Origin of the sequence: Actinotalea ferrariae CF5-4, from assembly GCF_000603945.1 — a bacterium.
Classification (GTDB): domain Bacteria; phylum Actinomycetota; class Actinomycetes; order Actinomycetales; family Cellulomonadaceae; genus Actinotalea; species Actinotalea ferrariae.
The window spans coordinates 15,693-34,348 of record NZ_AXCW01000027.1 but is presented as its reverse complement, the minus strand read 5'-3'; the positions used below and the strand labels follow the sequence as shown (position 1 = coordinate 34,348).

At 74.7% G+C, this 18,656-nt stretch carries 15 protein-coding genes and 1 pseudogene; 11 read left to right on the top strand and 5 right to left on the bottom strand.

Features of this window, described 5'->3' with window-relative positions; all coding sequences use genetic code 11:
* From N866_RS04300 to N866_RS04260, 9 genes are all read left to right on the top strand, one after another.
* Positions 1 to 1,174 (top strand): glycoside hydrolase family 3 N-terminal domain-containing protein (locus N866_RS04300; protein WP_052022370.1); only part of this gene is annotated, 1,174 nt, incomplete at its 5' end.
* A gap of 391 nt (positions 1,175 to 1,565) precedes the next feature.
* Positions 1,566 to 2,501: a cysteine synthase A gene (cysK, locus tag N866_RS04295; RefSeq protein ID WP_034223115.1), complete on the top strand. Its 936-nt coding sequence runs from the start codon at positions 1,566 to 1,568 to the stop codon at positions 2,499 to 2,501.
* A 4-nt stretch (positions 2,502 to 2,505) separates the two neighbouring features.
* A complete protein-coding gene (cysE, locus tag N866_RS04290; protein WP_034223112.1) occupies positions 2,506 to 3,090 on the top strand; it encodes a serine O-acetyltransferase in 585 nt (194 codons plus the stop codon).
* 481 nt (positions 3,091 to 3,571) lie between these two features.
* Complete coding sequence (locus N866_RS04285; protein ID WP_052022369.1) at positions 3,572 to 4,405, top strand: ABC transporter ATP-binding protein; 834 nt, start codon at positions 3,572 to 3,574, stop codon at positions 4,403 to 4,405.
* Positions 4,406 to 4,488: 83 nt separating this feature from the next.
* Positions 4,489 to 5,541, top strand: coding sequence for an aliphatic sulfonate ABC transporter substrate-binding protein (locus N866_RS04280; RefSeq protein ID WP_034223109.1), 1,053 nt, complete (start codon positions 4,489 to 4,491; stop codon positions 5,539 to 5,541).
* A 128-nt stretch (positions 5,542 to 5,669) separates the two neighbouring features.
* Positions 5,670 to 6,599, top strand: coding sequence for an ABC transporter permease (locus tag N866_RS04275; RefSeq protein ID WP_081802314.1), 930 nt, complete (start codon positions 5,670 to 5,672; stop codon positions 6,597 to 6,599).
* Between the two features lie 34 nt (positions 6,600 to 6,633).
* Complete coding sequence (gene acs / locus N866_RS04270) at positions 6,634 to 8,688, top strand: acetate--CoA ligase (RefSeq protein ID WP_034223106.1); 2,055 nt, start codon at positions 6,634 to 6,636, stop codon at positions 8,686 to 8,688.
* Entirely contained in the window at positions 8,685 to 10,061 is a 1,377-nt protein-coding gene (locus N866_RS04265; protein ID WP_034223104.1) for an O-acetylhomoserine aminocarboxypropyltransferase/cysteine synthase family protein, read from the top strand. Before acs ends, N866_RS04265 begins: the two co-directional genes overlap by 4 nt.
* Positions 10,058 to 10,597, top strand: coding sequence for a CoA-binding protein (locus N866_RS04260; RefSeq protein WP_034223101.1), 540 nt, complete (start codon positions 10,058 to 10,060; stop codon positions 10,595 to 10,597). Before N866_RS04265 ends, N866_RS04260 begins: the two co-directional genes overlap by 4 nt.
* A gap of 72 nt (positions 10,598 to 10,669) precedes the next feature.
* Here N866_RS04260 and N866_RS04255 read toward each other — a convergent pair whose 3' ends face one another.
* Both N866_RS04255 and N866_RS04250 read right to left on the bottom strand, forming a co-directional pair.
* On the bottom strand, positions 10,670 to 10,981 hold the full coding sequence (locus tag N866_RS04255) for an MGMT family protein (protein WP_034223099.1): 312 nt from the start codon (positions 10,979 to 10,981) through the stop codon (positions 10,670 to 10,672).
* Positions 10,982 to 10,985: 4 nt separating this feature from the next.
* The gene (locus tag N866_RS04250; protein ID WP_034223096.1) at positions 10,986 to 12,149 is read right to left on the bottom strand and encodes a PP2C family protein-serine/threonine phosphatase; all 1,164 of its coding nucleotides are present in this window, start codon (positions 12,147 to 12,149) and stop codon (positions 10,986 to 10,988) included.
* On the opposite strand from N866_RS04250, the gene N866_RS04245 reads away from it, so the two are divergent.
* Positions 12,150 to 13,547 (top strand): GNAT family N-acetyltransferase, encoded by a 1,398-nt coding sequence (locus N866_RS04245; RefSeq protein WP_342668384.1) that lies wholly within the window; start codon positions 12,150 to 12,152, stop codon positions 13,545 to 13,547.
* Between the two features lie 10 nt (positions 13,548 to 13,557).
* Here the strand turns inward: N866_RS04245 and N866_RS04240 are convergent, their stop codons facing one another.
* Positions 13,558 to 14,022: a ribose-5-phosphate isomerase gene (locus N866_RS04240; protein WP_034223094.1), complete on the bottom strand. Its 465-nt coding sequence runs from the start codon at positions 14,020 to 14,022 to the stop codon at positions 13,558 to 13,560.
* A gap of 111 nt (positions 14,023 to 14,133) precedes the next feature.
* On the opposite strand from N866_RS04240, the pseudogene N866_RS04235 reads away from it, so the two are divergent.
* A pseudogene (locus N866_RS04235) lies at positions 14,134 to 16,135 on the top strand (M13 family metallopeptidase).
* A gap of 121 nt (positions 16,136 to 16,256) precedes the next feature.
* Here N866_RS04235 and N866_RS04230 read toward each other — a convergent pair.
* Positions 16,257 to 16,832: a hypothetical protein gene (locus N866_RS04230; protein ID WP_052022367.1), complete on the bottom strand. Its 576-nt coding sequence runs from the start codon at positions 16,830 to 16,832 to the stop codon at positions 16,257 to 16,259.
* A 118-nt stretch (positions 16,833 to 16,950) separates the two neighbouring features.
* Entirely contained in the window at positions 16,951 to 18,546 is a 1,596-nt protein-coding gene (locus tag N866_RS04225) for a phytoene desaturase family protein (protein ID WP_034223130.1), read from the bottom strand.
* Positions 18,547 to 18,656 lie beyond the last annotated feature (110 nt).

The window sequence follows — 18,656 nt, the reverse complement described above, 5'->3', positions numbered from 1 at the left end:
CACGGCGCCCGGGCAGGGCACGGCGCCCGGCTGCGTCCCCGCCCCGCTCGCCGAGCGCGCGGCCGCCGTCCTGGTGGTCGGCCTCCCGGACGTCACCCGGCCCGGCGAGCCGCTCGCCCGCGAGGTCGTCCGGCTCGGCGTCGGAGGGGTGTTCCTGTCCTCGGGGAACGTGCGCACCGCGGAGCAGACGACGGCCCTCGTGACGGGTCTGCAGGAGGCGGTGCTCGAGGCCCACGGTCGGCCCCTGGTCGTGGCGACGGACGAGGAGTCCGGACGTGTGGCCCTGGCCCGGCAGGTCGTCGGCGCCGGGCCGTCGCCCCGGCGGCTCGCCGAGACCCGCACGCCGCAGGAGGTCGAGGAGTTCGCCCGGGAGGCGGGCGGACGGCTCGCCGAGCTGGGGATCACCCTCGACCTGGCGCCGGTCGCGGACCTCGACGACGGGCCGTCGGACGGCGTCATCGGGGACCGCGCCTTCGGTGGCGACGCCGACACGGTCACCCGGTACGCGAGCGCGTACTGGCACGGCCTCGCCGCCGGCGGGGTGCTGCCGACGGCCAAGCACTTCCCCGGGCACGGACGGTCCGCGACCGACACCCACGCCGAGGGGGACGTCGTGGAGGCGTCCCTCGGCGAGCTCCTCCGCACGGACCTCGTGCCGTTCGCGGCCGCCGTCGAGGACGGCGTCCCCGTGGTGATGCTCAACCACCTCGGGTACCGGGCCCTCGACCCCCACCTGCCCGCGAGCCTCAGCCCCGCTGCCTACGCGGCGCTGCGGGAGATGGGCTTCGAGGGCGTGGCGATGACCGACAGCCTGGGCATGGGTGCCGTGCACCAGAGGTGGGACTTCACCGAGTCGGTGGTGCTCGCCGTCGGCGCCGGTGCGGACGCCGCCCTGGTCACCGACGGCTCGCAGGCCCGCGCGATGCGGGACGCGCTCGTCGCCGCGGTCCGCGCGGGCGACCTGCCCGAGGCACGGCTCTCGGAGGCCGCCGCACGGGTCACGGCGCTGGCCGGAGGGGACCCGGTGGCGATGTCCTGCCTGGACGTCGAGCTGCCCCGCCTGCGCGGGTCCGGTGCGGACGAGACCCCCGCTGCCGCCGACCCCGGGGCCGACGACGACCCGGCGGCCCGCGAGCCCGAGCCCCCCGGCCCGGCCCCGAGCCCCACGCCGTGAGCCCGGCACCCTCCGCGGTGCGATCGGGCGCGACCATCCGCTAGGTTCGCCAGGAGGGGCGGCCCATCGGGCCGTACCGCAGCACCCCGGGGAGGAGGCCGACGTGAGGACGACCACGCCGCTCGCGCCCGCCCCGTCGTCGCCCGCGGTGACGATCGGCCGCACCGCGCCCGCGCGTGCGACCCGCTGCTGTCGCTAGAGCGCTGGAGCACGCGCGGCCCCGCGCCGCCCCCACGACGCGCCAGCGCTCGAGCCCCGACCCCCGCGGTCGCACGCCGCGGAATGCCCGACCGACGCGCACCGTTGTGCCGGCAGCAGCGGAAGACACCGCTCGGCACACGTGCGTCCGCCACCACCCGCCCCACCGGGGCCCAGCGAGACGAGGAAAACCATGGCCCGCATCTACGACGACGTCACCGCGCTCATCGGCAACACCCCCCTGGTCCGGCTCAACCGCGTCACCGAGGGCGCCGGGGCCACGGTCCTGGCCAAGCTCGAGTTCTACAACCCGGCCAGCTCGGTCAAGGACCGCATCGGCGTCTCCATCGTCGACGCCGCGGAGGCCTCGGGCGAGCTCCCCCCGGGCGGGACGATCGTCGAGGCCACGAGCGGCAACACGGGCATCGCCCTGGCGATGGTCGGCGCCGCGCGCGGCTACCAGGTCGTCCTGGCCATGCCGGAGACCATGTCGAAGGAGCGCCGGGCCCTGCTGCGGGCGTTCGGTGCGGAGCTGGTCCTCACGCCCGGCGCCGAGGGCATGAAGGGCGCTGTGGCCCGCGCCCAGCAGATCGCCGCGGAGCGCCCGGGGGCCGTCCTGGCCCGCCAGTTCGCCAACGAGGCCAACCCGGCGATCCACCGCCGCACCACGGCCGAGGAGATCTGGGCCGACACGGACGGCCAGGTCGACATCTTCGTCGCGGGCATCGGGACGGGCGGCACCATCACGGGCGTCGGCCAGGTGCTCAAGGAGCGCAAGCCCGACGTCAAGGTCGTCGCCGTCGAGCCGGCCGAGTCCCCGATCCTCAACGGCGGCCAGCCGGGCCCCCACAAGATCCAGGGCATCGGGGCCAACTTCGTCCCGGAGATCCTGGACACCTCGGTGTACGACGAGGTCTTCGACGTGGACGCCGACACGTCCGTGCGCGTGGCGCGGGAGACCGCCCAGAAGGAGGGCCTGCTCGTGGGCCTGTCCTCCGGAGCCGCCATCCACGCTGCCGTCGAGATCGCCAAGCGGCCCGAGAACGCCGGCAAGACCATCGTCGTCATCGTCCCGAGCTTCGGTGAGCGCTACCTGACGTCGATCCTCTACTCCGACCTCATGGACTGATCGCATGCGCCCTGTCTGGCTCTTCCTCCAGGACCTCGTCGAGGACCTGGACGCCGCCCGGCACCGCGACCCCGCGGCGCGCTCGCGGCTCGAGGTCGCCCTCGGCTACCCCGGGGTGCACGCGGTGTGGGTGTACCGGCTGACGCACCGGATGTGGCAGCGGCCGGGCCTGCGCCTGGCCGCCCGCCTCCTGTCGCAGGCCGCCCGGGCGGCGACCGGCATCGAGATCCACCCCGGCGCCCACCTGGGACGCCGCCTCTTCATCGACCACGGCATGGGCGTGGTCATCGGCGAGACGGCGGTCGTGGGCGACGACGTCGTGCTGTTCCACGGCTCGACGCTCGGCGGGAAGAGCATGCGACGGGGCAAGCGCCACCCCACCCTGGGTGACCGGGTGGTCGTCGGGGCGGGGGCCAAGATCCTCGGCCCGGTGTGGGTCGGCGACGGTGCGCAGATCGGCGCGAACGCCGTGGTCATCAGGGACGTGCCGGCCGAGGCGACCGCCGTCGGCGTGCCGGCCGTCGTCCGCACCCGCCCGACGACGGCCCCCGCCGCCGAGATGGTGGACGACCCCGCGATCTACATCTGAGGACGCCCACCGTCTCAGGACGGCGACGTCCCCACCGAAGGGCCCGTGCGCAGGCACGGGCCCTTCGGTCCGTCCGGGACCGGCCCAGGTGAATCTGTCTCACCATCCGGGCGAACCCGTCTCGCATGTTTACACGGTCGCCGCCGTGCGCCTACTGTCGCACCGTCGGTCGGGTGACCGGCTCACGTCGCCTCGCACGGAGGCGCCTGCTCGGGAGGAGGTCAGTGCCATGAACGGTCTTCACGACTCGATGGCCCTGCCGATGGCCCGAATGTGTGGCTGCATGCCACGCGCTGGCGCCTGACGAGCCGACCCCGCCCCCTCGAGGGCAGCACCCCGCGGCACGTCCCGGTCCAACGGCGGACCTAGGTCGCCAGCGCAGAAACCCCAGCCCCGTCCTGCACCCCCGTGCGCGACGTCCTGGCCTGCGCGTGCGCGGCTCCGGACGAGCACGGAGCCGACGACCCCCCGAGGACCTGCCATGGCCATCACCACCCCTGCCCCCGTGCGCTCGCACCCCGCCCACCCCGTGAGCATCCGCGGCGTCGGCCGGACGTTCGCCCCCCGCGACCGCGCCGGCCGCCCGACCCCCGTCCTCGCCGACGTCGACCTCGAGATCGAGGCGGGCGAGATCGTCGCCCTCATCGGGGCGTCCGGCTGCGGGAAGTCGACCCTCCTGCGCCAGGTGAGCGGTCTCGACGCCCCCACCGCCGGCCAGATCCTCATCGACGGGTCGCCGGTCGACGGGGTGGACACCCGGTGCGCGGTCGCGTTCCAGGAGCCGCGCCTGCTCCCGTGGCGCACGCTCGCCCAGAACGTCGCCGTCGGGCTGCCGCGGGGCACGGACCGGGCGGTGGGCACGCAGCGGGTCCACGAGCTGCTCGGGCTGGTCGGCCTGGGTGAGTGCACGCACTACCGGCCGCGTCAGATCAGCGGCGGCATGGCGCAGCGCACCTCGCTGGCCCGCGCGCTGGCGCGCAACCCCGGCGTGCTGGTCCTCGACGAGCCCTTCGGCGCGCTGGACGCCCTGACCCGCCTGCGCATGCAGGACCTCCTCCTCGACGTCCACGCCGTGGAGCGTGCGACCGTCCTCCTCGTCACCCACGACGTCGACGAGGCCCTCTACCTCGCGGACCGGGTCGTGCTCCTCGGCCGGCCGAAGGGCGCGCCGAAGGGCACGCCCAGCACGGTCCGCTCCGTCGTCACGGTGCCCGGCTCGCGGCCCCGCGACCGCGGCGACGCCGAGCTCGCGCACCTGCGCGCCGAGCTCCTTGAGGGTCTCGGCGTCGACCCGCACCACCACCCGGCTCGCTGAGCCGTCCCCAGACCCCCCGCCCCTGACCCCGCCGGCACCTGCCGGCACGCCGGCGCCCGCCGGCCCCCACCCGAGAGGTACTCATGACCATCCGATCCGCACTGTCCGTCACCGCCGCGTCCCTGACCGCGGCCCTGATGCTCAGCGGCTGCGTCGCGGGTGAGGGCTCGGCCACCCAGGCGGACGCCCCCGCCCCCGGCGCCACGAGCGAGGCGGAGGGCTGGAGCAGCGACACGCTCACGGTCGACTTCGCCACCTACAACCCGCTCAGCCTCGTCATCAAGGAGCAGGGCTGGCTCGAGGAGACGCTCGGCGACGACGTCACCGTCGAGTGGGTCCAGTCGGCCGGCTCGAACAAGGCCAACGAGGCGCTGCGCGCCGGGGCGATCGACGTCGGCTCGACCGCAGGCTCCGCCGCGCTGCTCGCCCGGGCCAACGGCTCCCCCATCCGGACGATCGCCGTCTACACCCAGCCCGAGTGGTCGGCGATCGTCGTCCCGGCGGACTCCCCGATCGACTCCGCCGACGACCTGGCCGGCACGTCGATCGCCGCGACCAAGGGCACCGACCCGTACTTCTTCCTCCTGCAGACGCTCGAGGAGCACGGCCTGACCCTCGGCGACGTGGAGGTCCAGAACCTCCAGCACGCCGACGGCCGGACGGCCCTGGAGAACGGCTCTGTGCAGGCGTGGGCGGGCCTGGACCCGATCATGGCCGACACCGAGGTCAACGCCGGGTCCAAGCTGGTCTACCGGAACATCGACTTCAACACCTTCGGCTTCCTCAACGCCACGGAGAGCTTCCTCGAGCAGTCCCCGGACCTCGCCCAGGTCGTCGTCGACGCGTACGAGAAGGCCCGGGCGTGGGCGCTGGAGAACCCCGAGGAGACGGCGCAGATCCTCGCCGACGTCGCGGGCATCGACCTGGCGATCGCCGAGAAGGTCATCCTCGAGCGCACGGTCATCGACCTGGACCCGGTGCCGGGCGAGGCGCAGCGCTCCGTGCTCGAGGTGGTCGGCCCGATCTTCGTCGAGTCCGGCGACGTGTCGAGCCAGGAGCAGATCGACGAGGCGCTGGACAGCCTCTTCGAGGACTCGTTCGTGACGCAGGCCGACGCGGCCTCCATCGCGGACTGACGGACCGGTGCCGGCCCTCGTCGGGGGGCGGGGGCCGGCACCCTCTCGCGGCACGTCACCGACGGCGTGCCGCAGCGCACCTCCCGAGCAGCACCCCGAGCGTCCCACCGAGGGCGGAAGGACAGGACATGACGCGACTCGACAGCCCCGCGAGCACGGGGTCGAGGACCACCCCCGTCGACGCACCGGTCAGCACCTACGGCCGGCTGCAGACCGGCACCGGTGAGCCCGCCACCCACGCGACGTCCTCGATCCACGGCGTCTCCGCCGTCGAGCGGCCGCGGCGGGACCTCCTGGGCTCCCGGGGGGCGCGCGCGGCCCTCGGCGGCGTCGTGCCGCTCGCGGTCCTGGGCGTGTGGTTCCTCGTCACGGAGGTGACCGGGCAGTTCGCCCCCTACCAGCTTCCCTCCCCCGCGTCCGTCTGGACCGCCGCCGTCGAGCTCGCCACCTGGCAGAACGGACCCACGCTGTGGGACCACGTCGCGATCTCGACGCAGCGGGTGTTCCTGGGCTTCGCTCTCGGCGCCGTGGTCGGCCTGGTCGTCGGTGCCGCCGTCGGCCTGTCGCGGCTCACGGACGCGCTCTTCTCCGGCACCCTGGGCGCCGTCCGCGCGGTGCCCTCCCTGGCCTGGGTCCCGCTGCTCATCCTCTGGATGGGCATCAACGAGGACTCCAAGGTCACCCTCATCGCGATCGGCGCCTTCTTCCCCGTCTACACGACCGTCGCCTCGGCCCTGCGCCACGTGGACCGGCACCTCGTGGAGGCGGGCCGCGCCTACGGCCTGCGGGGTGTGTCCCTGCTCACCCGGGTCCAGCTGCCGGCGGCCACGCCGTCGGTCGTCTCCGGGCTCCGGCTCGCACTCGCCCAGTCGTGGCTCTTCCTCGTCGCCGCCGAGCTCATCGCCTCGTCCATGGGCCTGGGCTACCTGCTCACCGAGTCCGCCAACAACGGCAGGGTGGACCGGATCCTCCTGGCCATCGTGCTGCTCGCTGTCCTCGGGAAGGGCACCGACGCGGTCATCGGCCTGGTCGAGAAGCGCCTCCTGCGGCGCTTCTGACCGCCCCGCACCCCTCCCACCCCCCGAGGACGGCATGAGCACCGGCACGATCAGCAACCTCCTCGTCGAGGACCGGACGTACCCGGCGCCCGACGGCGGCTGGAACGTCGGACCGGCCGACCACGCGCGCCTGACCGCCGAGGCCGACGAGGACCACGTCGCCTTCTGGGAGGCGGCCGCCCGCCGCCTGGAGTGGGCCGAGCCCTGGCGCACGGCGCACACGTGGGAGCCGGCGGTCCCCGACCCCCAGGACCCGCACGGCCTCACCGTCCCCCGCGCCGAGTGGTTCGCGGGCGGTCGGCTCAACGTCGCCGTGAACTGCGTCGACCGGCACGTCGCCGCCGGACGCGGTGGCAAGGTCGCCCTCCACGTGGAGGGCGAGCCCGGAGACCGGCGCACCCTCACCTACGCGGACCTGCAGCGGGAGGTCGCCCGGGCCGCCAACGCGCTCGTGGCCCTGGGGGTGGGCAAGGGCGACCGGGTGGTCGTCTACCTGCCCGTGCTGGCCGAGACCGTGGTCGTCACGCTCGCGATCGCCCGGATCGGTGCGATCCACTCCCTCGTCTTCGGCGGCTTCTCCGCCGACGCCCTGCGGTTCCGGCTCGAGGACCTCCGCGCGAAGGTCCTCGTCACCTCCGACGGCCAGTTCCGCCGCGGGAAGGCCGTCCCCACCAAGGCCACGGCGGACGAGGCCGCGGCGGGCCTGGACCACCTCGAGCACGTCCTCGTCGTCCGCCGCACCGGCGACGCCACGCCCGACGTGCCGTGGACGCCCGGCCGCGACGTGTGGTGGCACGACGTCGTCGACACCGCCGACGACCACCACGAGGCGGAGGCGTTCGACGCCGAGACGCCCCTGTTCGTCATCTACACCTCCGGCACGACGGGCAAGCCCAAGGGCCTCGTCCACACGGCGGGCGGCTACCTCACGCAGGCCTCGTGGACGCACTGGGCCCTGTTCGACGCGAAGGACGACGACGTCCACTGGTGCACCGCCGACCTCGCCTGGGTCACCGCGCACACCTACGAGATCTACGGGCCGCTGAGCAACGGGCTCACCCAGGTGATCTACGAGGGCACGCCCAACAGCCCGCACACCGCGCGCCACCTGGAGATCATCGAGCGGTACGGCGTCACGGTCTACTACACCGCGCCGACCCTCATCCGGACGCTCATGACGTGGTTCCCGGACGGGGTGCCCGACTCGTACGACCTGTCGAGCCTGCGGCTCCTGGGCACCGTCGGGGAGTCCATCAACCCCGAGGCGTGGGTGTGGTTCCGCGACCAGCTCGGCCGCGGCGAGCTCCCGATCGTCGACACCTGGTGGCAGTCCGAGACGGGCGCCACGATGATCGCCCCGCTGCCGGGGGTGACGACGCTCAAGCCCGGCTCCGCGACCCGGCCGCTGCCGGGCATCTCCGCGAAGGTCGTCGACGAGGACGGCGTCGAGGTCCCGCACGGCGCGGGCGGCTTCCTCGTCGTCGACCGCACGTGGCCCGGCATGGCCCGGACCGTCTGGGGCGACCCGGAGCGCTACCGCGACGCGTACTGGTCCCGCTTCGCCGAGCACGGCTACTACCTCGCCGGTGACGGCGCCCGCTACGACGCCGACGGCGACATCTGGCTGCTCGGGCGCGTCGACGACGTCATCAACGTCTCGGGCCACCGCCTGTCGACCATCGAGATCGAGTCCGCGCTCGTCTCCCACCCCGCCGTGGGCGAGGCCGGCGTCGCCGGCGTGACGGACCCGACGACGGGGCAGGCGATCGCGGCGTTCGTCATCCCGGCCCGCTCCCCCGCCGATCCGGAGGACGCCGACGCGTGGGCCGCGCACGCCCACACGCTCACCGAGACCCTCCGTGCGCACGTCGCGAAGGAGATCGGCCCCATCGCCAAGCCGCGCGACGTCCTCGTCGTCCCGGACCTGCCCAAGACGCGGTCCGGGAAGATCATGCGTCGTCTGCTCGCGGACCTCGTCGCCGGGGGAAGCCTGGGCGACGTCACGTCGTTGCAGGACGAGACGTCCCTCACCCGCATCCAGGCGGTCCTGCGCGCCCGCGCTGCGGCCACGTCGAAGGAGAACCCGTGACCGAACCGACCACCGGCGACCGCCGCTGGGGCTTCCGCACCCGTGCGCTGCACGCGGGCGGGGTCCCGGACCCGACGACCGGCGCCCGCGCCGTCCCGATCTACCAGACGACGAGCTTCGTCTTCGACGACACGAACGACGCCGCGAACCTCTTCGCGCTGCAGAAGTACGGCAACATCTACAGCCGCATCGGCAACCCCACGGTCGCGGCCCTGGAGGAGCGGATCGCGTCCCTCGAGGGAGGCATCGGCGCGGTCGCGACGTCGTCGGGCATGGCCGCGGAGTTCATCACGTTCGCCGCGCTGGTCGGTGCCGGCGACCACGTCGTCGCCGCGGCGTCGCTCTACGGCGGCACCGTCACCCAGCTCGACGTGACGCTGCGGCGTTTCGGCGTCGAGACGACGTTCGTCCCCGGCACCGACCCCGCGGACTACGCGGCGGCGATCCGGCCCGAGACCAAGGTCGTCTACGCCGAGGTCATCGCGAACCCGTCGGGCGAGATCACCGACATCGCCGGCCTGGCCGAGGTGGCCCACACCGCCGGTGTCCCGCTCGTCATCGACGCGACGCTCAACACGCCGTACCTGTGCCGCCCGATCGAGCACGGGGCCGACATCGTCATCCACTCGGTGACGAAGTTCCTCGGCGGGCACGGGACCACCCTCGGCGGCGTCGTCGTCGAGAGCGGGCGGTTCGACTGGGGCAGCGGGAAGTTCCCGCAGATGACCGAGCCCGTCCCCTCGTACGGCGGCGTGAGCTGGTGGGAGAACTTCGGCGAGTACGGCTTCCTCACCAAGCTGCGCTCGGAGCAGCTCCGGGACATCGGCCCGTCGCTGGCCCCGCAGTCGGCGTTCAACCTGCTGCAGGGCGTCGAGACGCTCCCCCAGCGGATCGAGGAGCACGTCGCCAACGCGCGCGTCGTCGCGTCGTGGCTCGAGGCCGACCCGCGCATCGGGTACGTCAACTGGGCCGGGCTGCCGTCGCACCCGCACCACGAGCGGGCGCGGCAGTACCTGCCGCTCGGCCCGGGGTCGGTGTTCGCCTTCGGCGTCCGCGGCACCCCCGACGTCCCCGGCCGGGAGGCCGGGCGCCGCTTCATCGAGGCGCTCCAGCTCGCGAGCCACCTGGCGAACATCGGCGACGCGCGCACGCTCGTCATCCACCCGGGCTCCACGACGCACCAGCAGCTCTCCGCCGAGCAGCTCGCGGCCGCCGGCGTGCCGGAGGACCTCGTGCGGATCAGCATCGGGCTCGAGGACGTCGAGGACATCCTGTGGGACCTCGACCAGGCGCTCACGGCGGCCGTGGGCCCGCGCGAGGCCCACACCACCGACGACGACGCCCGCTCCGAGACCGTGAAGGTGACCGCGTGAGCACCGACGCCCAGGCCTGCGCCCTGCCCACGCCCGCCGCGCCGGCCGGCGCCCCCGCCCGCACGTGGGTCGGTCCGAGCGCTCCCGAGCGCCTGGCGCTGCTGCGCCGCACCCGGTCCATCGCGATCGTCGGGGCGTCCGCGAACGCCTCGCGCGCGAGCTACTTCGTGGCGACCTACCTGCTGTCGTCCTCCCCGTACGACGTGTACTTCGTCAACCCGCGCGCCACGGAGATCCTGGGGCGCCCGGTGTACCCGTCGCTCGAGGCGCTGCCCGTCGTGCCCGACCTCGTGGACGTCTTCCGCCGGCACGACGACCTGCCGACCGTCCTGGACGAGACGATCGCCGTGGGGGCGCGCACGCTCTGGCTGCAGCTCGGCTCGTGGCACGAGGAGGTCGCGCGCCGCGCGGAGGACGCCGGCCTGGAGGTCGTCATGGACCGGTGCGTCAAGATCGAGCACGCGCGGTTCCACGGCGGCCTGCACCTCGCCGGGTTCGACACCGGGGTCATCAGCTCCCGGCGCGGGCTGCGCTGAGGCACGGGCCGGGCCTGGCCGGGTCCGGCCGGCCCGGGCCGGGCCTGGCCTGGCCTGCAGCAGCAGCGCGGTCTAGGCCTCCGGCCACCACAGGGCGGCGCGCAGCCGCACGCGGGCGCCGTCGTCGCTCAGCGGGCAGCCCTCGGACCGCAGGACGGCCAGCGCGTGCGTGCGCTTGAACGCGGGCGGGAGCCCGGACGCGTTGACGACCCGCCACCAGGGCACGCCCGACCCGGCCCGGGACAGCACGGTGCCGACCTGGCGCGGTCCCCCGCGCCCGAGCGCGTCGCGGACCTCCTCGGCGATCGAGCCGTACGTCATCACCCGACCGGGAGGGATCGCGTCCACGAGGTCGAGCACGGCCTCGAGGTACTCCTCGTCCACGGCGTCAGTCGCGGTGGATGAGGATGAGGCCGCGGTCGTCGCCCTCGCCGGCCCGGACACCCGCCAGGACCGCGTCCGCGCCGCCGCTGCGCGTGCTGACGAACCGCTCGGCCGCCCCCATGAGCCGGTCGATGCCGAGCTCGACGTCGGCCCCCGGGGTCTCGATCAGCCCGTCGGTGTAGAGCATCACGGTGTCACCGTGCTGCAGCACGCCGGTGTGGACGGCGAACAGCGGTGCCACGACGACCCCCAGGGCCGGTCCGCCCGTGGTGTCCAGCCGCTGGATCCGGCCCGAGCCGGCGTGGAGCTGGACGGCCGGCGGGTGTCCCGCGGTCGAGACCCAGAACTCCCCGGTGCTCAGCCGGACGGCGATGTGGATCGCGGTCGCGAACCCCTCGGGCCAGTTCTGGTCCAGCAGGTAGTTGTTGGCGGCCGGCAGGAACGCCTCCCGGGGCATGGCCCCGAGCAGCCCCCCGAACGCACCGGAGAGCAGCAGCGAGCGCACCCCGGCCTCCTGCCCCTTGCCCGAGACGTCGACCAGGACGATCTCCAGCATCTGGCCGTGCTGGGACCGGGCCGCGACCACGAAGTCGCCCGAGAACGCCTCGGCGTTAGCGGACCGCACGACGCTGTCCACGCGCCAGCCGTCCGGCAGCGCGGGGATCCGGCCGTGGGCGACGAGCCGGTCGCGCAGGTCGACGAGCATGAGGTCGCTCGCCGCCCCCTGGAGCCCGAGGCGGGAGCGGCTCCGGACGAAGACGAGGCCGGCCACGGCACCCAGCGCCACGACCATGAAGACCCCGGGCGGGACGGGGCGGACGCCGGAGCCCGACAGGACGGCGAGGGCACCGAACACGGTCGCGCACAGCAGCGCCATACCGACGAAGCGGAGCATGAAGACCCCGAGCAGCAGGATGAAGAGCATCGTGGACGCCGGCACCCAGTCCGGGGAGAGCACCATGCCGACGGCGGCGAAGGCGGTCAGGAGGACGAGGCCGACCGTCCCGCCGATCTGCCGGCCCATCATCGTGTGCCGCCGCGTCAGGCGGCCCCAGCGGACCTGACGCACCGCCCCGGCGCGCCGACGGGCGCGTCGTCGTCGCACCCCGCGCTCGTCGCGCCGCCGACGGCCGGCGGACGATCCGCCGGCGTGGTGGGTGGTCGTCACGTGCGCGACTGTATCGAGCCGGCGACCCCGGAGCAGCACCTGCCCACCGTCGCCGACGTGGGCGTCGCCGCGCGCCGCCGCAGCGGCCCTGCGCGTCGCCGGCGCGCAGGTCGGGCAAAGACCGTGCGCACCGGTGCCGTGGCCGCGAGCATGGGCGCCATGACCGACCTCCCCGCGGGCTACCGCCCCGTCGACCTCGACCCCTCCCGGCACGCGGACGTCATCGCCCTGGACGTCTGGGCCTTCCCGGCGACCGTCGACGACGACGTCCTCGCGGCCCTGCCCTCGCCGCTGACGTGGGAACGGGCGCGCGGCGTCGAGACCGACGACGGCGAGCTGGTCGCCATGCACGCGTCGTACCCCTTCACGCAGTACCCGGTGCCCGGTGCGCGTGTCCCGGTCGCTGGGCTGACCTGGGTGGGGGTCCACCCGGCGCACCGGCGACGCGGCCTGCTGCGGGCGATGATCCACGACCACGTCCGCCGCAGCCTGGCCCGGGGCGAGGCGGTCTCCTCCCTGTTCGCGGCCGAGCCCGCGATCTACGGCCGGTTCGGCTACGGCATGGCCGCGCACGACGTCCGCCTCACGGTGCCCCGCGGGGCCGCGCTGCGGTCGGTGCCGGGTGCCGACGCGGTGCGGGTCCGGCTCGAGCGGCTCCAGGAGCATCACGACGACGTCGTGCGGGCGCTGCACGGGGCCGTGGACCGTCCCGGCTGGGCCACCCGGGAGACGCCGGAGCTGCGGGCCGCGTACCTCGACGACCCGTCGGCGTTCCGGGACGGCGCCGAGGCGCTGCGGATCGCGGTCGCCGAGCGCGACGGGCGGGCGGTCGGGTACGCGCTCTTCCGGCGCAAGTCGTCCTGGGAGCCGGCGGGCCCCCGCGGCACGGTGCGGGTGCGCGACGTCGTCACCGAGGACGCGGCCGCGGCCCGTGCGCTCTGGGGCGTGCTCCTGGACCTGGACCTCATGGCGACGACCGAGGCGTGGGTGCTCGAGGACGACCCGCTGCTGCACCTGCTCGTGGACCTGCGCGCCGCGGAGCCGCGGCTCGCCGACAACGTGTGGGTGCGCCTGCTCGACGTCCCGGCCGCGCTGGCCGCGCGGCGGTACGCCGCGGAGGTCGACGTCGTCCTGGAGGTCAGGGACGACCTCGTGCCGGCGAACGCCCGCCGGTGGCGGCTGGAGGGCGGGCCCGACGGCGCCGTCGTGACGCCCGCGGACGGCTCGCCCGACCTGGTGCTGGACGTGCGCGAGCTCGGCGCCGCCTACCTCGGCGGCTCCTCGCTCGCCTCCCTCGCGACCGCCGGCCTTGTCGCCGCCGAGCGTCCGGAGGCGCTGGCACGGGCCGCCACAGCGTTCGGCTGGCCGGTGCGGCCGGGGTGCAGCTGGGTGTTCTGAGGACGGCCCGTCAGCGGCCGGTGATGTCCTCGCCGCGCTCGTGCGCCGCGAGCAGGTCGATCCGGCGCTGGTGCCGGGCGTCGCCGCTGAACGGCTCGGCCAGGAACGCCTCGACCATCGCGACGGCCTCGGCGCGGGGGTGCTGACGCGCGCCGATCGCGATGACGTTCGCGTCGTTGTGCGCCCGGCCCAGGCGAGCGGTGTCCTCGTTCCAGGCGAGCACGGCCCGCACGCCGGCGACCTTGTTGGCGGCGATCTGCTCGCCGTTGCCCGAGCCGCCGAGCACGATGCCGAGGCTTCCCGGCTCCGCCACGACCGCGCGTCCGGCGGCCACGCACATGGGCGGGTAGTCGTCGAGCGGGTCGTCCTCGTGGGCACCGTGGTCCACGACGTCGTGGCCCTGGTCGCGCAGGTGCTCCACGAGGGCCTGCTTGAGGTCGAACCCGGCGTGGTCGGCGGCGATGTGGATGCGCATGGCGCCATCCTGCCAGCGCGGGCAGCCGCTCGGTGCCCCCGTGCGGTCCCGGCCGGGGGCCGGGCACCGCCGGGGCACCCGGTGTCGGCCACCTGACCTAGCCTGGGCGCCATGACGACTCCCGAGACCCGCCGCAGCGGCATCGACCTGGCCGCGCTCGACCCGGCCGTCCGTCCCCAGGACGACCTGTACCGGCACGTCAACGGCCGGTGGCTCGAGTCCCACGAGATCCCCGCGGACCGGGCGATGGACGGCGCCTTCCGGGCCCTGCACGACCAGGCCGAGGAGCGCGTCCGGACGATCATCGAGGAGCTGGGCGCGCAGGTCGCCGACGGCGCCGCGGCGCCGTCGGCGACCTGCGCAGCAGGTGGGCGCCCTCTACGCGAGCTTCATGGACACCGAGCGGATCGAGTCGCTCGGGCTGGACCCGATCGCCGAGGAGCTCGCCGCCATCGACGCGGCGCAGGACACGGCCGCCCTCACGCACGTCCTCGGGCAGCTGCAGCGCACCGGCGGCGCGGGCGCCGTCGCGTTCTGGGTGGACAACGACGCGAAGGACCCGGAGCGCTACGTCGTCTACCTGCACCAGTCCGGGCTCGGCCTGCCCGACGAGTCCTACTACCGCGAGGAGGCGTACGCCGCGGTCCGCGAGCAGTACCTCCCGCACGTCGCGCGCATGCTGGGCCTCACCGGCCTGGACGAGGACCGGGCCCGGCACCAGGCCGAGCTGGTCGTGGACCTGGAGACGCGTCTGGCCGGCCACCACTGGGACGTCGTGCGGAACCGGGACGCGGACCTCACCTACAACCCGACGACGCTCGCCGAGCTGACGCAGGCGGCACCCGGCCTCGACTGGTCGGCCTGGGTGTCCGCGCTCGGGACGGACGTCGCGACGATGTCGGACCTCGTGGTCCGGCAGCCCGACTTCGCCGCCGGGCTGGCGCGGCTGTGGCAGGAGGCACCCGTCGAGCAGTGGCAGGCGTGGCTCCGCTTCCACCTCGTCTCCGCACGCGCCCCGTACCTGCCCGAGGCCGTCGTGCAGGCCAACTTCGACTTCTACGGCACGGTCCTCACCGGCACGGAGCGGCTGCGCGACCGCTGGAAGCGCGGGGTCTCGCTCGTCGAGGCGGCGCTCGGGGAGGCGGTGGGCCAGGTCTACGTCGAGCGTCACTTCCCCCCGAGCCACAAGGCGCGGATGGTCGAGCTCGTCGCGAACCTCGTCGCCGCCTACCGCGAGTCGATCACGCAGCTGGACTGGATGGGCCCCGCGACCCGGGAGCGGGCGCTGGAGAAGCTCGAGGCGTTCACCCCGAAGATCGGCTACCCCGACCGCTGGCGGTCCTACGAGGGCCTCGTCGTCGACCCGACGGACCTGGTCGGCAACGTGCGCCGCTCCTCCGCCTACGAGCAGGACCGCGAGCTGCGGAAGATCGGCCGACCGGTCGACCGCGACGAGTGGTTCATGACGCCGCAGACCGTCAACGCGTACTACAACCCCGGGATGAACGAGATCGTCTTCCCGGCGGCGATCCTCCAGCCGCCGTTCTTCGACCCGGAGGCCGACGACGCCGTCAACTACGGCGGCATCGGTGCGGTCATCGGCCACGAGATCGGCCACGGCTTCGACGACCAGGGCTCCAAGTACGACGGCATCGGCCGCCTGGAGGACTGGTGGACCGAGGAGGACCGCACCGAGTTCGAGAAGCGGACGGCCGCCCTCGTCGAGCAGTACGGCGCCTTCTCCCCCGCCCAGCTCGACGACTCCCACCGCGTCAACGGTGCCCTGACGATCGGGGAGAACATCGGGGACCTCGGCGGGCTGTCCATCGGGCTGAAGGCGTACCGGATCGCGCTGGGGACGCCGCTCGCGGACGCACCCGTCGTCGACGGCCTCACCGGTGTGCAGCGGGTGCTGCTCGGCTGGGCCCAGGTGTGGCAGTCCAAGGGCCGCGACGAGGAGATGATCCGCCGCCTGGCGACGGACCCGCACTCGCCCAACGAGTTCCGGTGCAACGGGATCGTCCGCAACCTCGACGAGTTCCACGAGGCGTACGACGTGCAGCCCGGTGACGCGCTCTACCTCCCGCCGCAGGAGCGCGTCCGGATCTGGTGAGCGGCACCTGATCGACGGCACCTGATGACGGGCGCGTGGTGAGCTTCACCTGATGGGCGAGGCCCGGTGGGGTCGGCACGGCACGTGTCGACCCCAGCCGGCCGCGGCGGAGCGCCGTCGGTCAGAAGAAGAGGTACCCCGCCCGCGCGACGGAGAAGCCCGCGCCGCTCTCGTTGTGGCGGCACAGCACCCCATTCGTGGAGCTGGCGCACGTCATCGCGCCGACAGTCGTCTGCTCCCCGTACTCCAGCACCGGGGTGCCCTCGGCAGCCGCGGCAGGCTCGCCCTCCTGGCAGGCGAACCCGGCGGTGCCGGCCGCGTCGACGGTGAGCACGTTCCCGGCCTGCCCGGCGCAGCCCTCCGGGGGCGCCGGCCGCTCGTAGCTGAACGCGAGGATCGTGCAGGTCGCGGAGCCCTCGTCCATCGCGCAGTGGATGTTGCCGCTGGGCAGCACGAACGCGCGGACCTCGCCCACCTCCTGCGAGTCCTCGCCGGGCGACTCCTCGGGCGTGGTCTCCGGCTCCGGTGCGGCCGGCGCGGCAGCGGGACCTTCCGGGGCCGCCCCGGCGTCCCGGCCGGCGAGCGTCGTGCCGAGGACCACGAGGAACGCGAGGACGAGGAGGACGTCGACGACGAGGAAGGCCGTCAGACCCGGCCCGAGCCGGCGCGCGGGCCGGGCGGCGGTCGTCGTGGACATGGCGGCTCCTGTTGGTCCGTTCGGGTGAATGCCTCCGGCAGCATGCCACGCCCGCACCGCGCCCGGCCACGTCGCCCGTGGCGCGCGGAGGGGTCACCCCGACGTGCCGGGCCAGTCCTCAGCGCCCGAGCAGGGCCATCGCGGCCGACCGGCCCGGGATGCCGCTGACCCCGCCGCCGCGCACCGCGCCGGCCCCGCAGAGCAGGATCCGCGCGTCGTCCGTCGCCACGCCCCACCGGGCGGCCGGGTCCAGGGACGCGGCGTCGGCGTGCCCCGGGGAGAGCCACGGCCAGGACAGGTCGCGGTGGAAGATGTGCCCGCCCGGCAGGCCCACGTCGGTCTCCAGGTCGACCGGCGTCCGGGCCTCCAGGCACGGGCGGCCGTCGGCGTCCGTGGCCAGGCAGTCCTCGACCGGCTCGGCCAGGACGCCGTCGAGGGAGCGGAGGGTCGCCGCGAGCGCCTGGGCCCGCGCCCCCTCCGGGTCGACGTGGAAGAGCCGGGCCGGCATGTGCAGCCCGAAGAGCGTCAGCGTGTGCCACCCCCGCGCGCGGACCTCCGGGCCCAGGATCGACGCGTCCGTCAGCGAGTGGCAGTAGATCTCCGACGGCGGGACGGTCGGCACGCGCCCCGCCGCTGCCTCCTCGTACGCCCGCTGCAGCTGGGCGTAGCCCTCGTTGACGTGGAAGGTGCCGGCGAAGGCGGCAGCCGGGTCGACGGCGGTGTCCCGCAGCCGCGGCAGGCGCGTCAGCAGCATGTTCACCTTGAGCTGGGCCCCCTCGGGCTCCTGCTCGGGGACCCGTCCGCGCAGATGGTCCAGGTCGCGAGGGCTGCACCCCGCCAGCACGTGGTCCGCGGCGACCGCGCGCTCGCGCCCGTCGTCGTCCTGCCACGTCACCTCCGCGGCGGCCGACGACGTCGTGACGGCGGTGACGCGCGCCGACGTCAGCACCTCCACGCCGGCACGGCCGCAGGCGGCCTCGAGCTCCGCGGCCACCGCGCCCATCCCGCCCACCGGCACGTCCCAGTCGCCCGTGCCGCCGCCGATGACGTGGTAGAGGAAGCACCGGTTCTGGACCAGGGAGGCGTCGTGGGCGCCGGCGAACGTGCCGATCAGCGCGTCGGTCAGGACGACGCCCCGGACGAGGTCCGAGGCGAACGTCCGCTCGACCAGCTCCCCGAGGGGCCGCTCGACGAGGTCGGTCCACCACGCCGCCCCGAGGCGGGCGCGCACCTCCTCGGCCGTGGGCAGCGGCTCCGTGACCGTGCCGAAGAGCGCGCGCGCGAGCGCGGCCGTCCGGGCACCGAAGGCGTGCCAGGCGGCGACGTCCGCGCCGGCCCCGACCGCCTCGAACGAGCGGCGCGTGGCGGCGTCGTCGGCGTTGTCGACGAGCAGACCCCGGGCCGGGTCCGACGGCAGCGGGGTGTAGGAGGAGAACCGGCGCCGCCGCAGCTCCAGGCGCAGGCCGAGCTCGTCGCGCACCGCGGCCGGCAGGAGGGAGACGAGGTAGGAGTAGCGGGACAGCCGCGCGTCCACACCGGGGAACACCCGCGCGGACTGCGTCGCTCCCCCCAGGTGGTCTGCCGCCTCGAGCAGGAGGACCGAGCGGCCCGCCTGCGCCAGGTAGGCGGCCGCGGTCAGGCCGTTGTGCCCCCCGCCCACGACGACGACGTCGTACCGGGCGCGGGCAGGGACGGTGGTCGCGTCGTCGCTCACGGCAGCACGGTAGCGGCCGGTCGAGGCTCGGGAGCGCCACCGCCGGACGGGGCCGGGCAGCACCACGGCCGGACGTTGGGAGAACCGTCCGGCCGTGGGAGCCCACGAGG